14 protein-coding genes are annotated in these 14,775 nt (G+C 67.5%); 8 read left to right on the plus strand and 6 right to left on the minus strand.

Annotation, left to right across the window (positions count from 1 at the left end):
• The 7 genes from WEG36_10155 to WEG36_10185 all read left to right on the plus strand — a co-directional run.
• Positions 1–383, plus strand: a 383-nt coding sequence (locus tag WEG36_10155; protein ID MEX1257970.1) for a hypothetical protein, incomplete at its 5' end; no start/stop codon positions are given.
• Positions 384–511: 128 nt separating this feature from the next.
• The gene (locus WEG36_10160; GenBank protein ID MEX1257971.1) at positions 512–2,011 is read left to right on the plus strand and encodes a protein phosphatase 2C domain-containing protein; all 1,500 of its coding nucleotides are present in this window, start codon (positions 512–514) and stop codon (positions 2,009–2,011) included.
• A 63-nt stretch (positions 2,012–2,074) separates the two neighbouring features.
• Complete coding sequence (locus WEG36_10165; GenBank protein ID MEX1257972.1) at positions 2,075–4,294, plus strand: protein kinase; 2,220 nt, start codon at positions 2,075–2,077, stop codon at positions 4,292–4,294.
• Positions 4,287–5,114, plus strand: a complete 828-nt coding sequence (locus WEG36_10170) for a hypothetical protein (GenBank protein MEX1257973.1) — start codon at positions 4,287–4,289, stop codon at positions 5,112–5,114. The genes WEG36_10165 and WEG36_10170 overlap by 8 nt, the downstream gene beginning before the upstream one ends.
• Before the next feature lie 82 nt (positions 5,115–5,196).
• Positions 5,197–6,378, plus strand: a complete 1,182-nt coding sequence (locus WEG36_10175) for a glycosyltransferase family 4 protein (GenBank protein MEX1257974.1) — start codon at positions 5,197–5,199, stop codon at positions 6,376–6,378.
• Positions 6,362–7,066 (plus strand): class I SAM-dependent methyltransferase, encoded by a 705-nt coding sequence (locus WEG36_10180; protein MEX1257975.1) that lies wholly within the window; start codon positions 6,362–6,364, stop codon positions 7,064–7,066. Before WEG36_10175 ends, WEG36_10180 begins: the two co-directional genes overlap by 17 nt.
• Before the next feature lie 30 nt (positions 7,067–7,096).
• The gene (locus tag WEG36_10185) at positions 7,097–8,182 is read left to right on the plus strand and encodes an NAD(P)-dependent oxidoreductase (protein ID MEX1257976.1); all 1,086 of its coding nucleotides are present in this window, start codon (positions 7,097–7,099) and stop codon (positions 8,180–8,182) included.
• Positions 8,183–8,222: 40 nt separating this feature from the next.
• Here WEG36_10185 and WEG36_10190 read toward each other — a convergent pair whose 3' ends face one another.
• Positions 8,223–9,881: a hypothetical protein gene (locus WEG36_10190; GenBank protein ID MEX1257977.1), complete on the minus strand. Its 1,659-nt coding sequence runs from the start codon at positions 9,879–9,881 to the stop codon at positions 8,223–8,225.
• A gap of 148 nt (positions 9,882–10,029) precedes the next feature.
• On the opposite strand from WEG36_10190, the gene trmH reads away from it, so the two are divergent.
• Positions 10,030–10,707: a tRNA (guanosine(18)-2'-O)-methyltransferase TrmH gene (trmH, locus tag WEG36_10195; protein ID MEX1257978.1), complete on the plus strand. Its 678-nt coding sequence runs from the start codon at positions 10,030–10,032 to the stop codon at positions 10,705–10,707.
• Positions 10,708–10,734: 27 nt separating this feature from the next.
• On the opposite strand, the gene pdxH is transcribed toward trmH, so the two are convergent.
• The 5 genes from pdxH to rpiA are packed head-to-tail and all read right to left on the minus strand — an operon-like array spanning position 10,735 to position 14,691.
• On the minus strand, positions 10,735–11,355 hold the full coding sequence (pdxH, locus tag WEG36_10200; protein ID MEX1257979.1) for a pyridoxamine 5'-phosphate oxidase: 621 nt from the start codon (positions 11,353–11,355) through the stop codon (positions 10,735–10,737).
• Positions 11,352–12,770, minus strand: coding sequence for a TIGR01777 family oxidoreductase (locus tag WEG36_10205; GenBank protein ID MEX1257980.1), 1,419 nt, complete (start codon positions 12,768–12,770; stop codon positions 11,352–11,354). The genes pdxH and WEG36_10205 overlap by 4 nt, the downstream gene beginning before the upstream one ends.
• A gap of 29 nt (positions 12,771–12,799) precedes the next feature.
• Positions 12,800–13,159 carry an Hpt domain-containing protein gene (locus tag WEG36_10210; GenBank protein ID MEX1257981.1) on the minus strand — a complete coding sequence of 120 codons (360 nt, stop codon included), beginning with the start codon at positions 13,157–13,159 and terminating at the stop codon, positions 12,800–12,802.
• Positions 13,149–13,850 (minus strand): ribulose-phosphate 3-epimerase, encoded by a 702-nt coding sequence (gene rpe, locus WEG36_10215; protein ID MEX1257982.1) that lies wholly within the window; start codon positions 13,848–13,850, stop codon positions 13,149–13,151. The genes WEG36_10210 and rpe overlap by 11 nt, the downstream gene beginning before the upstream one ends.
• A 1-nt stretch (position 13,851) precedes the next feature.
• A complete protein-coding gene (rpiA, locus tag WEG36_10220; protein ID MEX1257983.1) occupies positions 13,852–14,691 on the minus strand; it encodes a ribose-5-phosphate isomerase RpiA in 840 nt (279 codons plus the stop codon).
• Between the last annotated feature and the right edge of the window lie 84 nt (positions 14,692–14,775).

A 14,775-nucleotide genomic window follows, 5' to 3' on the forward strand; every position in this document is an offset into this window, starting at 1 on the left:
CCGCGCTCCCCACTCCGACAGTGGACGCGAACGGGATCACGATCGGGGGTGCCGGAGCGCCCGCGGCGATTCTCTTGACCGGCCCGGGATCCACCATGGTGAACGTGGCGAGCACCGACTTCACGATCACGGTCGTGGATGCCCATGACAATCCGAGCCCGGTCGGGGAGCCCACGACCTTTACGCTCATGTCCTCATCGGGCGTTACCGCGACGTTTACTCCCGCTTCGCCCGCTACCGTCCTGATGAACGAATCGACGGTTACCTTCACCTACGCCGACAGTGTCGAGGGGACCTACACGGTCACCGCCACTTGGGCAACGGGCGATACCCCCCTCGGTGCCGATACCCACGAAATCGAAGTTCAACCGGCCGGGGACTGATCCTCGCCCGCGGGTGGACCTTCTGACCCCACTCCGAGGGTATTCCTCCCGAGAGGGTTGGCGGGACCGGCTCCGGGACTGCCCGCCGCCCCCGATCGGGACCCACGGACTGGAGAGTCGGCGTCACCATGACCGAAGAGGGAGTCTCCGGCTTCGGCCTGTTCGACGGGCTCTGTCCTGCCTTCCCCGCCACCGGGCTCGACTCTTTGTGGTGCGCGGTTGCGCCCTGGGAGACCCCGATCTTCGGGGTCCTCTTCGTCGCAATTTTCGCCCTGGTCATCTTATTTCTCCGGCGGGGCCGAAACGACGCAGGAAAAACCCCCTTCCTGCTCCCCGCCCACCCGGAAGCCCAGGCTTCGCCTCGGCCCAGGGAGACCTTTCCAGACGATGAGTTTCCGGCGCTCGAGCTGGAATCCCCCTACCCCGTGGCAACCACCACACCTTCCCTGGCGCCCTCCGCAGCTTCGCCGGCTCTCGCTCCCGAAGTCCCGAATGCCACGGGAGAGACGGGGATGGTCCGTTACGACCAGCCGATGGACGGCACGCTCCAGCTCCTCCCGGGACGATTCGAGGTCCAAAGCGGCCCCGGGGCGGGAAGCGAGATCCGCTTCGTGCGTATCCCCGGGGTCGAACAGGAAATCACCTTCGGGCGGTCTCGCGGCCCCCAGTACCGCCATGTGCAGCTCGAATCACCGACGGTGAGCCGCCAGCACGCGCGCCTTATCTTCAGGGGAGGTGGCTGGCTCCTCCGGAACGAATCGGGGACGAACCCCACGGTTCATAACGGGCGGTCTCTCGGCACGACCCAGGACGAGGTACTTCTCCAGGACGGGGACAAGATCGAAATGGGCGAAATCCGCTTTCTTTTCCTCCAGGAGGAGAAGCGGGATCGCCTGGCGACCCGAAGCTCATGGTATACCGATCGAGGCCGAAGGGCCGTGAATCAGGACGCCGTCATGGTCCGCACCCTTCCCGATGGCAGGGAAATTGCGGCGGTGTGCGATGGGATGGGATCGCACTCCGCGGGCGGGATCGCGAGCCATGTCGCCATGGACACGCTGGTGGCCTCCCTGGCGGGCGGTGCGAGTCTTGCCGACGCCGTTCGCGACGCGAATATGGCCGTGCATGAGGCGGCCCAGGCTCCCGACAAGGAAGGGATGGGAACGACACTCGTGGCCGTTCTGCGACAAGGCGATACCTTTGAAATCGCCAATGTGGGAGACAGCCGCGCATTCCGCGTGGATGCCTCGGGAGCCCAACAAATCACCCGCGATCATTCTTTCGTGGCCGAGATGGTGGCCCAGGGGCGAATGTCTTACGAAGAGGCGATCAAGTCACCGTGGAAGAATGCCGTGACGCGAAGCCTTGGGGCCGAGCCGGAAGTGAACGCGGACTTCTTCCCCGGGGAGGTGGGGCCGGAGCCGTTCCTCCTCATTCTTTGCTCCGACGGAATCCACGGCATCTTGGAGGCTGGGGAGATTGGACAGATCGCGCGGGCGACTCCTGACATTCGGGACCTGGCAAGGGTCCTGGGGGAAAAAGCGCTGGTGAAGGGTGGCGAAGACAACGTGGCCGCCGCAGTCCTGCAGTTTGGGCCGGCTCTGCCGAATATGGGGGGAAGCGCGTGACGGATCCCGATCTCGGACGTCGAGGGAGGAAGACCGCCGCGGCTTCGATTGACTGACCAGGCCATGTCCGAGTCGAAGCCGAACGAGATCCCCAATATTCCCGAGTTGGCCGCGGAGTACGACCTGATCCGCGAGCTCGGGAGGGGCGGAACCGCGGTCGTCTATCTCGCGCGCGAGCGCGACCTCGGGCGAGACGTGGCGATCAAGCTGATCCGCCCCGCCTACGTCCGAGACGAAGACGCCGTGGCCCGCCTCGTGCGCGAAGCGCGCACCGTGGGGAAGCTCCAGCACCCGAGCATCGTGATGCTTCTCGGGACACGTCGCCTCGGAGACCGCGGGCTCGCCCTCATTCTCCAGTACGTCCCGGGCTCGACCCTCAAGGACCGGATCCGCACTGCCGGGGCCCTCCCCTTCGACCAGGTGGAAAGGATCCTCAAGGATCTCGCGCAGGCCCTCGCTTACGCGCACACCCACCGGATCGTGCATCGGGACATCAAGCCCGAAAACGTCTATCTGGACGACTCGACCGGACTCGCCCGCCTGGCCGATTTTGGGCTCGCGCGGGGTTGGGACAGCGATTCTGGCCTGACGATGCCCGGTACGGCAATCGGGACGCCGACCTACATGTCTCCCGAACAGATCGAGGGGAAGGACCTCGACGGCCGGAGCGACCTGTACAGCCTCGGGCTCGTGGGATTCGAGGCTCTCACGGGGCGACAGCCGTGGGCAGGAGAGAGCCTCTACACCATCATTTATAAGCAGAAGTACGAGGACCTCCCCCCGGTGAGGAAACTGCGCCCGGGCGTTCCGCGAAACCTGGCGGTCGCGATCGAGGGCGCGACGCGGAAAAAACCGGATGAGCGGTGGCGAAACGCACACGAGTTCCTGAGCGCACTCGAGGGTCGCATTTCATCGCCGCCCGCGAAGGCCGTGGCCTCCGCGCCGCCACCCACGGGCGAGGCCCTCCCGAGCGCGCAGTACGCCGAGGGACCGACGCCGTCCCCTGTCCCCTCTAAAGTCCCGGCTACGGCAGGCGCGACGCCGCGGGGACGCAGCGCGGGACCGGCTTCCGCCCCGACCCCCGCGAAACGAAGGCGCCGGGGGCTTCGCGTCGCCCTGGCCCTGGCCGCCACGACCGTGGCCGCCACCTTCTTCTCCGTGCGGGCCGCCCCCGAGGGAAGGGTCGCGCGCTTCGTCGGCGCTCTCACCTCCTTCGCCGACAATCTGGAGGTTTCCCCGGGCGCCACTTCGACGGACCCTGGCCGGATCACCGAAAACGGTGGCCCCGCTACCACGGAGGGCACGCTCGCCTCTCCGGGAACCCTCTCGGTGACCGACCCCTTGCCGCAGGGGGAGGACGCCGCTTTGGACCCCACGGCCGCCCTTGCTGCCCGCGTGCCGGATTCGATCCTCGTCCTCGGGGGAAATGAGCAGGTGGGCGTCGCCCGCGGGATCCTTCCCCTCCCCGTCGGCCTCCGCGTGGTGGACGATGCGCGGCTCGGCGTGGGTGAGGTTCCGGTCGTTTTCGAAGTCGTCTCCGGTAGCGGGACGGTCGAGCCGGACCGCGGCGTGACCGGGGTGGACGGAAGCGTTTACGCGCGCTGGACGCTCGGCGACGCCGGCGTGCAGCAGACCGTCCGAGCGAGAACTGAAACCGCCGAGCCCCTCGAGATCGTATTCAGCGCCGAGGCGCTCCCTCCCACCGCCCAGAGGGTGGAGATCGTGCGGGGTGCCGACCAGGAGGGACGTGCCGGCGAGACGCTCCCCACGCCGATCGAGCTGCGGATTCTCGACGGGGCGGGGGGGGGGGGGGGGGGGGATTCTCGTTGGGGCGGGCGCGCCCCTGGTGGGCGCGCCCGTTCGATTCGTCGTCGAGTCGGGCGGGGGCACCGTGAATCCGGCCCAAGTCGTATCGGACGCCGCGGGCCGGGCCGCCACGCGATGGACGCTCGGGCCCGCGCGCGGAATCCAGGAGGTGACGGCGGAGGTCGCCGGACGTCCCGCGGCCGGCTCGACGTTCCGCGCGACAGCCGTCCCCGCGACGCTGGCCGTGACGCCACTCGTCGTGGCGGGGGGAAGGCATTCTTGCTCCCTTCGTTCCGACGGGGTCATGGTCTGCTGGGGAGCGAACGACCAGGGGCAACTCGGCGACGGCTCCCGCAGCCCGCGCGCCCTTCCGAACCTCGAGGTACAGGGGGACCGCTTCGCCTTCGCCGCCGCCGGGATGGGACATGTCTGTGCCCTGACGCTGGACGGCCGGGCCCACTGCTGGGGAATGAATGACCAGGGGCAGCTCGGGACGACTTCCCCGTCGCAGATCAGCCTCCCCTCCCCGGTGACGGGCCCGGAACGCTTCGCCTCCCTCACCGCCGGCCTGGCGCACAGCTGCGGCCTGACCCCCGCCGGCCGAGCATTTTGTTGGGGCGGGAACTCGAGCGGTCAGCTCGGTGATGGCACCCGCACGGGAAGGACCTTTCCGGTGCCGGTCCCCTCGAGCGTCACTTTCCGCAAGATCTCCGCCGGCTGGAACCATACGTGCGCCATCGCGACCGACGGCGCGGCGTTCTGCTGGGGCGACAACGCGTCAGGACAACTCGGGACCAGCGGGGGAACCGCCGAGAACCCGGCCCCGGTAACAGGCGGCCATCGCTTCGTGGAGCTGGCCGCGGGAAGTTTCCATACCTGCGGCCTCACGACCGACGACGCGATTTTATGCTGGGGCGGGAACGCCAACGGTCAGCTCGGCGACGGCTCGACGACGAGTCGTCCAACGCCTCGTCCCGTTTCGTCGGACGATCGCTTCATCGCCCTCACCGCGGGCGGCGTTCACACGTGCGCGCTGAACCAAAACGGCGCGGGGCGGTGTTGGGGCCGCAACCAGCACGGACAGCTCGGCGACGGCACGACCGGTGACCGAACTGTCCCCACCCCCGTCTCCGGAAACGACCGCTTCACGCAGATTCAGGCCCTGGGGTCGCACACGTGCGGGCGGACGCCAACCGGCGCGGTCCTCTGCTGGGGTTGGAATCTCGACGGTCAACTCGGGGACGCCTCGCGTGAAAACCGCCTCAATCCCACACCCATATCGAGCGCGCGCCCGTGATCGTCGTCCGTCGGAGGCTTCCGGCGGAGCTTCGGCCCCAAATCCCTTTCCACGGCGCTTCCCCCGGGTGGAACGACGCCGGGTGAAGATTCTCGTCATCGCTCCTCAGCCTTTTTTCACGGACAGGGGCACTCCGATCGCGGTTCGAGCCGCCGTGGACACCCTCGGACGAGACGGGCACGAGATTGATCTTCTGACCTTGTTCGAGGGGAGGGACCTGTCGATCCCGGGCGTGACAATCCATCGCACAAGCCAGCCACCCTTCGTCCGCCACGTTCCGGTCGGCCTGTCCTGGCAAAAGGCCCTGAGCGACCTCTGGCTCGCCGCTTCGGCGCGTCGGCTCATCGCGGCGGGTCGTTATGACGTGATCCACGGGGTCGAGGAAGGGGCCATCCTGGCATGCGCCCTTTCGGCCTGGTCCGGCGTTCCCTTCGTGTATGACATGGACTCGGTGATGAGTGCCCAGATCATGGACAAGAGCAGGCTGCTCTGGCCCTTGGCTCGGATCATGATCCTCCTCGAGAAGGTCACGATTCGGCGTTCAGCAGGCGTCCTGGCGGTTTGTCCCGCACTCGCGGAGGTCGCGCGGAAACATCAGGATGACGAGCGCGTCTTTCTCCTCCCCGACACGCCCTTGCACGAGGACATGGCCGCCGCGAAACCCGCGGAAGAGGTGCGCGCGATCGGAGGGACGCGAATCCTCTACGTGGGGAATCTCGAGAAGTATCAGGGGGTGGACCTCCTCCTCGATGCCTTTGTCCGGCTCGCGAAGCGGGACGCCAACGCACACCTCGTGATCGTGGGCGGATCGGAGGCGCACATTGCCGAATACGCACGCAGTTTCGCGGAACGCGACGGAGGAGAACGAATCCACTTCCTCGGACCCCGGCCCCTCGAACAACTCCCCTCCGTCCTCGCGGCCGCAGACATCCTCGTCTCCCCCCGGCTTCAGGGAATCAACACTCCCTTGAAGATTGACAGCTATCTCGCATCGGGTCGTCCCGTCGTGGCCACCCGGCTCGTGCCTCACACGCAGGTCCTCGATGAAGACGTTGCTCTTCTGGTGGATGTGGACCCCGACTCGATGGCCGACGGACTCGGTCGGCTCCGCGCTGACCCCGAGCTGCGCTGTACGCTCGGAGCCGCCGGACAGAAATTCGTGCAGGCGTTCTTCGGGAGGGACCGCTTCGAAGACCGACTCCGATTCTTTTACAGCAGGCTCGAGGAACAACTCAAGCGTCCGAGCGGTGACCGGCACCGATAATAGCGGGGAACGCGATGCGCCCGCGCGCATCGCGCGCGAATTCGACGGCAAGGCCGCGCGATACGAATCGCACCGCCTCGCCCCCTGGTATCGCGTGCAGAACGAACTCGTGCTCGATCGCCTCCCGCCGATTCGCGGCACCCTCCTGGACATCGGGTGCGGGACCGGCTGGCTCCTCCGGCGCGCTCTCGAACGGAACCCCGAGGCGTTCGGGGTCGGCCTCGATCTCTCCGAGGAGATGGTACGGGTCGGGCGAGGGAAAGCCGAATCGGAGGGAATCGCCCGCGCGAGTTTCGTGGTTGGAAGCTGGGAAGACGAAGGAGCACGCCTTCGTGCCCTCCGAGCCCTTCCCTTGCCGCCGACGGTCGCGACCTGCGTCAGCGCTTTCCACTACTTTGAGGATCCCGCGGCGGCGGTACGCCATGTCCGCGAAGCTCTCGACCCCGGAGGGACCCTTTTCCTCGTGGACCGAGCAATGGATGCTTCGGTTGGAACGATCGCCTGGGATCTGTTGCATAGGTTCATCGTACGCGACCAGGTACGGTTTTATCGGACCGAAGAGCTCGTCTCCATGCTGAGCGACGCCGGCTTCGAGGAGGTCCGACTACTGACCCGGGTCAGGAGGCTGTTTTGGAAGGGGAAGCTCCATACCTCTCTGGCCTTTATTTCAGCCAGAGTTCCTCACTAATAACATCATAGTGAGCCTCATAACTGATTGATGAAACAAACGTTCGAAGTGTCGGACCCGGCAGTGGAAGTGCGCGGTGAAACGCGCCCCCTGCGTGACTGGGTAACGGAGCTGGCTGGACGAAGGTACCTCGTGACCGGCGCCGCGGGATTCATCGGAGGCCACCTCTTCCGGCGCCTTTCCGACCTGGGTCTCGACGTGACGGGGACCGTTCTCTATCCCGGGGAGGCGGAGATCCTGCGCGGACGCGGATACCGGGCCGAGGTTCTCGATCTGGCGTCGAGTGGGCCCTGGGATGATCTCCTCGAAGGCGTGGATGTCGTCTTTAACATCGCCGCTCGCTTCCAGGAGACGGAGGACACCGAGGAGGGATACGACCTCGTCAACCACCGGAGCGCGTTGCGGCTGGCCGAGACGGCGGCGGCGATGGGAGTGTCCCGCTTCGTCCATTGCAGCACGATCGGCGTGCATGGCGACGTGAAGGAGATCCCCGCGACCGAGGAGACGCCCTTCAACCCGATGGATCTGTATCACCGGACGAAGCTCGACGGAGAGCTCGCCATCCTCGAGATGGCCCGGAAGATCGCTCCCGGTGGGATGACGGTCACGGTAAACCGCCCCGCCATGGTTTATGGACCGACGGACCGGCGGATGCTGAAGTTATTCCGGATGATCTTGAGCGGCCGATTCGTGATGATCGGGCCGGGCGAGGTCCTGGCCCACCTCGGGCACATCGAGGACCAAACGGAGTCGTTTCTCCTCTGCGCGATCGCGCCCCGCGAGCGGGTCCACGGGGAGGCCTTCAACATCGCCTCGGCCGAGCCGATCACCCTGAACGTTCTCGCGCAACTCATCGCGAATCAGGGAGGGGTCGCGCTCCGTCGCCTGCGCGTCCCGGTGGCGCCGGTCTGGCTGGCGGCCTGGGTCTGCGAAATGGCCTGCCGCCCCTTCGGCATCCAACCGCCGCTCTTCCGGCGGCGGGTGGGGTTCTTCACCCACAACCGTGCCTTCGACCTCGGAAAGGCGGAGCGGCTCCTCGACTACCGCTCCCGTTGGGGCAACGAGGAGGGGATCCGGAACACGATCGAGTGGTACCGGCGCGTCGGATGGATTTGAACGCGGCCCACCCGGGGTGCTCCGCGCCGGGTCCGACTTCCTAGAATCGCGAGGACCGAATCAGCGTGTCGGCCCGAGCCCAATCGGTTCGGAATCGCTCGCGAACCTCGGCGGCCTCGGCCGTCTTCCCCTGGGCGCGGAGCGCCTGCTCCAGCCCGAAAAGGGACCATCCGTTGTGTGGATGCTGGACGAGGGCCGCCTCGTACACGGCTTCCGCCTCCCCGGCCCGATCCGCTTCCAGGAGGGCAGCGCCGAGCCAATGGCGCGCGGAGAAGTTGAGCGGCTCCGGTTCATCGTAGCGGAGCCCGTCCTGGGTCTCCACCGCCCGCTCGAGGACTTCGATCGCCCCGCCCAGATCCCCGTTCTCGCGAAGGAGCTCGGCCCGCAGGATATCTCCCGTGATCCCCAGCAGCTGGGCCGCGGAATGACCCCGCATCGAGACGTTGTCGGGGGTCGCCTCCGCCGCCTCGTCCAACCGGGCGAGATAGGCGCTCGCGCTGTCCGCGGCGCCGGTCCGAAGGTGTGCGTACCCGCGGGCGAACTCCCATAGCCCCTTCTGGATCGGCTGCTCGGGGATGGACGAAAGTGTGAGGACCTCGTCGAACTTTCCGAACCGCATGAGGACGAGCGCGACGTAGAACTCGCCCCCCGGCGCAGCGTCCGCATAGGCCCGCGCCGCCTCCGTTGCGACCGCGCCCTGTCCGTCCATCGAGGCTGCGAAGAGGAGCATGTGGAGGTTGTGCGTCGCCGCGTACGAGACCCCCTCGCCCCAGGCGGCACGCTGGTCGGAGTGCCAAGCCTGGATGTTCGAAGTCACCGCGGAGCCCCATCGCCCGATCCGGTTGTACGTATGCGAGGGCATGTGGTTGATGTGGCTGGCCCCCGGCACCGTGTTTCCGAGAAGATCGGCGCATTGCTCCGCTTTTTCGGGCGCTTCGGTGGCCTCCGTACCATGCACATAGAGGTGGCACGCCCCCGGATGGCTGAGGTCGCGGGCGAGAACTTCCTCGAGGATGCGGTGGAAGCCCTGAACGAAGGGATCACCCAGGCGGTAGGTTCCCCGGTTCGTGTTCAGGAGCATCAGGGACTCGGCGTAAAGGGTCCCCACGTCCAGGTCCTCGGGATAGGCTCGGTAGGCATCCGCCATGGCCCGCGAGTAAGCGCTGTCGAGCCTCGGGCGGGTGTCGGGATCGTGTTCCTCCGCATATCGAATGGACATCGCATCGATCAGGGCGCGTTCGATCGGAGTCACCGACGTTTCACCCGCCAGGCGCACGGCCTCCATGGCGGCGGCATAGGCCGGCGCCGCGTTCGCGCGATTGAGCCCGCCGTTCAGGAAGGGCCCCCGAGCGAGCGCCTCACCCCAGTAGCACATCGCGCAGGTAGGATCCTGGCGCTGCGCTTCCTCGAAGGAGCGGATCGCCATCGAGTGCGTGAAGGCGTACAACATCTGCATCCCCTGATCGAAGTACGCCTGTGCCGCCGGCGCGGCCGTCGTCACCGGGCGCGAAAAGGGGCCGAGAACCTCGGCCATGAGGGGCATCTCGGGAGGCACCGTCATCGCAACAGCCTCCGGGTGGTCGTGCTGGGCCCGCGCGGACGCAGGGAGCGCCGCGAGAGCGAGAACCCCCGCTGCCACGGCGATCGCCTTGCCCCGGACACCCCAGCTCTCGACCCTCGGCTCCCCAAACATTCTCATGGATTTCTCCTCTCGATTCACGTAAAGGTCCGAGCCGCCCGCCAGGCGGCAAGGCGGTGAAACGCGCCGCGCCGGCTCGGTCCCGTGCCCGAAATGTTAGACGGGGCTAGGTTTTTGGGCAAGTGAATGCCCCTCCGCGCGAGGCCCCATGCGTCCCGAACGATTCGAGCGGATCCAGCGGATCCTGGACCGGCGACAGCCCGATCTCACGGTGCTCATGGAGCGGGTGAACAAGCCGTACAACCTCTCGGCGATCCTTCGTAACTGCGACGCTGTCGGTATTCTCGAAGTCCATGCCGTCCCCCCCGAGGAAGGGATCACCCTCCACCGCGATACCTCCGGGGGCACTGCGCGCTGGGTGGGCCTCCGGGAGCATCCCGACGGGCCCTCGGCCATCCGTGTTCTCCAGGCCTCGGGGTTCCAGGTGATCGCCGCCGATCCCGGGGACGGAGCCCGCGACTACCGGGACTTCTCCTACACCGAGCCGACGGCCTTCGTCGTCGGCGCCGAGCTGTACGGAATCGGAGACGAGTCGCTCGCTCTCGCCGACGGGCGGGTACGAATCCCGATGACGGGGATGGTCCGCTCCCTCAACGTCTCCGTGGCCACGGCCCTCCTCCTCTACGAAGCGTACCGCCAGCGGGAGGCCGCGGGGATGTACGAGACGTCGCGCCTGGCGCCCGAGGTGCGGACACGCCTCCTGTTCGAGTGGTCTTATCCGAAGATGGCTCGGCGCCTCGCAAAGTCCGGGGGATCCTATCCGGAGCTGGACGAACGGGGAGAGATGGTCGGCCGCGCACCCGTCCCGCCCTCGAACACACCCTGAACGGGGCCCCGGAAATTTTCGGGTCGGTCAGGGACTCAGGCGGCTCAGCCGCCAAGCGGCCTCATCACGTTCGAAGAGGATCCGATCGTGGAGCCGGTTTCGACCTTCCTGCCAGAACTCGATCTCATCGGGGCGAAGCAGGAATCCTCCCCAATGGGGGGGACGCGGAATCTCCTCGCCTGGATAACGCAGCTGGACCTCCGCGGCATTCGCTTCCAAGAGCTCGCGGCTCTCGATCCTCTCGCTCTGCGCCGAGGCCCATGCTCCAATCCGGCTTCCTGCGGGGCGGGTGCGGAAGTAGGCGTCGGACTCCTCCGGCGAGGTTTGCGTGACTCCGCCCCGGACTCGGACCTGCCGGCCTAGAGCATCCCAATAGAAGGTCAGGGCGGCGCGCGGGGTTTGCTCCAGCGCGCGGCCCTTGGCGGAGCGATAGTTCGTGAAAAAAGTGAAACCCCGCTCCTCCACCGCCTTCACGAGAACCATCCGCCCTTCCGGTCCGCCATCCCCTCTCAGAGTCGAGAGGCAGGCCGCATTCGGGTTCGTCATTCCAGACTCCACGCGGGCTTCTTCCAGCCAGCGCGTGAAGGCGGCCATCGGATCCGGTCCCAGCGTCTCGGGAGTGAGAAGGCGATCTCCGCTCTTTGTCACCGGGGGCCTCCGTCGTCCGTGGTCTCGCCGCCCTCGTCCCGGCCGAGCTGGTGGCGGAGCGAGCTCTCGAGGTCGGGATACCGGAAGCGGTAACCGGTCTCAAGCGCCCGGTCGGGATGGGCCCTCTGACCGAAGAGGAGAAGCTCCTTCCCCATTTCGCCGAGTCCCGCGCGAATCGCGAGCGCCGGCATGGGCACCAGCGTCGGACGCCCGAGCACGCGACCCAGGACGTCCGCGAAGGCCGCGTTCGGGAGGGGCGCGGGCGCCACGCCGTTCAGCGCGCCCCTCACTTTTTCGTTCCGCAGCGCGTGAAGGATGAGCCCCGTTTCGTCATCGAGATCAATCCAGGAAATGTATTGGCGGCCCGATCCGAGCCGGCCGCCGGCCCCCATCCGGAAGGGAATGAGCAAGACCTCCAGTGCCCCTCCCCCGGGGGAGAGGACCATGGAGGATCGCAGGTGGACCGTCCGGATCCCGATCGCGCGGGCCGCATGGGTTGCGCGCTCCCAGCGGCGACTCACCTCTGCGAGGAACCCCTCGCCCCCCTCGCTGGATTCGGAAAGCCGCTCCTCCCCGCGGTCACCGTAATAGCCGATCGCCGACGCGGAGACCAGCACCTCCGGCGGCCGTTCGAGCTCCGCGAGGACCCGACAGAGGAGGAGGGTCCCTTCTTCGCGGCTGCGAAGGATCGCCTCCTTCTTCGCGCTCGTCCAACGCACTCCGGAGATGGGCTCCCCGGCGAGATTCACGACGCCGAAGAGCCCTTCGAGCGCACTCCGCGCTTCCGTGGAAATCCCCTCGCCGTGGGGATCCCAATGCACCCACTCGGGACCTTCGCGGAGAGCACGAGTGACGCGCAGGACGCGGTAGCCCCCGGAAGTGAGAAGATCGCAGAGGGCCGTCCCGATGAGGCCGGTGCTCCCGTTCACTGCGACCACGCGCCCCTCCCCCGGACCATACCGCCGATGGAGCTCCAGGTCGTGATTCGTGCGCCGCGCTCGAAAGGCGAAGAGTCGCTCGAGCGAACGTGTGATGAAGGACTCCGTAAAAGTGTCCCCGAACGGCTCGAGGGGCGCCCCCCATTCCACGATGTCCTCCACGCGGCAACGATCGGGCCCCAGCGGTTCGAAGCGATGCTCGTGCCGCCAGCGCGCAAAGGGCCCGCGCACCTGCTCGTCCACGAAGAAGCGGCCTTCTTCGTACGCTGTGTGCTCCAATTCCCATTTGAGGGGGACGGGACCTTTCCGGATTTCCAGTTGCACCCGGGTCCCTGGCTGGAGCCCCACCGGGGCGCGAAGGACTCGCACGGATTCCCACGGGGGGGTGAGCCGCCCGAAGGCCCCCGGGCGCGCGTGCCAGGCGAAGGCCTCGCCCACCGGGTGGTCCACCTCGAATCGGTGCGCGAAGCGCGGCATCTTTCCCTCCCTCGGGAAGCTGAGGGCGCCTAGGCGCCTTCCGGGTTCCGCGCGGCGGCGAGGGCCGTGAGCGTTTCGCCCATCAGTTGCTCCAGCTCGGCGACGAGCGCACCCGCTTCCGATGAGTTCCCGCCGTCGAGAAGCGCCTCGATCCTGCCGGCCAGTGCCCCGAGCGCCTCCGCCCCCACGTTCGCCGAAGTGGACTTGAGGGAGTGCGCGGAGCGATGCGCCAGTTCCAGGTCTCCGGCGGCGAGTCCATCGCGCACCCCGTTCAACCGTTCGGGCGCGTTTCGGGAGAAGAGCTCGATCATCTTCTCCCGGAGCTCCGCACCGCCCCACTCGGTGAGCCGATCGAGGGCCGCCGCATCGAGCGTCGGCTCACCCGCCACCGGCCGCCTCCGCCGCGCGACGTCCGGCACATCGTTCTCGCAGCGCCCGCACCGCGGCCTCCGGCCCCTCGGGGGCTCCGAAGACCGCCGAGCCCGCGACAAGGACGGTCGCGCCCGCGCGCACCACGGGGGGCGCGGTGTTCAAATCGATTCCGCCATCCACCTGAATCAGGACTTCGTCCTGGCGTCCCACTTCGGCGACGAGCTCGCGGGTCCGCTCGATCTTTTCGATAGACCCCTCGATGAAACGCTGGCCGCCGAAGCCAGGATTGACGGTCATCACGAGGACGAGGTCCACGAAGGGGAGAATGTCGCGGAGCGTTTCGACCGGCGTGGATGGATTGATCGCGACGCCCGCGCCCGCCCCAGCCTCTCGGATCGAGGTCACGACCCGGTGGAGGTGGGGGCACGCCTCCTGATGCACCGTGATCCGGTTCGCCCCTGCCTTCACGAACGCCGGGATGAGGCGCTCGGGCGCCTCGATCATGAGATGCACGTCCAAGGGGAGGGGCGTCGCGCGGCGCAGCGCCTCCACGACGACCGGCCCGATCGTGAGGTTCGGCACGAAATGTCCGTCCATCACGTCCACGTGAATCCAATCGGCGCCTCCCGCCTCGGCGCGGCGCACCTCGGCGGCGAGGTCGCCGAAGTCCGCGGAAAGTACGGAGGGCGCGATCAGCACGGATGCCATGTCATCCTTCCTTGGGGCTGAGGACCACGACCCCCCCTTCGCGCGCGATGTAGGCCTTCTGCGCCATTCCCAGGAAAAGGCCGCTCTCCACGACGCCGGCCCGCCGGCGGAGGGCACCCTCGAGCTCGTTCGGATTGGCGATTCCGTTTTCGAAGCGCAGATCCACGACGAAGTTCCCGTTGTCGGTCTCGTAGAGTCCCCCGCCCTTCGCCTCGCGCGGTTCAGGCGCCGCGCCGAGCGACCGGAAAAAATCGAGGTGGGCTCGCCAGCCAAATGGAATGACCTCGACGGGGACGGGTGCCTTCATCCCGAGGCGCACGACTTCCTTCGAACCGTCGGCCACGACCACGAATCGTCTTGCCGCCTGAGCCACCATCTTTTCACGGAGGAGGGCGCCGCCCAGCCCTTTCACGAGATCCAGCCGGGGGGACACTTCGTCGGCCCCGTCCACCGCGAGGTCGAGCGTGGTGGACTCCCCGAGCTCGACCGTCGGGATCCCGAGCCTCCGGCACCGTTCCTCGGTATCGAGCGAAGTCGGCACCCCCCGCACCTCCCAGAGCTCTCCTCGGCCAAGGGCCTCGGCGAGCGCCTCGAGGAAGTGCCGCACGGTGCTTCCCGTCCCGAGACCGAGCGTCATTCCCGGAACGACCTCGGCGAGGGCCGCCCGCCCGGCCACCGCCTTCAGCTCTTCGGAGCTCCCCACGCGGGAGGCGCCCCTCAAGCCGGGAAGCCGGAGAGGACCTTGTCCGTCTTCGCGCCTTGCATGCCACCCCTCCATCCGACGAGCGAAGGCCCCGCGTCTCCACGCCGTGGCGCGGGCTTCCGGGGAGAACGGTGTCATATTAACAGGTCGCCGAGTGAGTCTGAAGAGTGGCACGGACCGGAAGCGGCGCCCCGGAGCGCTTGACAGCCCCCCTCCCGCCTC

Source organism: Gemmatimonadota bacterium, from assembly GCA_040882465.1.
Taxonomy (GTDB): domain Bacteria; phylum Gemmatimonadota; class Gemmatimonadetes; order Longimicrobiales; family Gaopeijiaceae; genus JBBEBG01.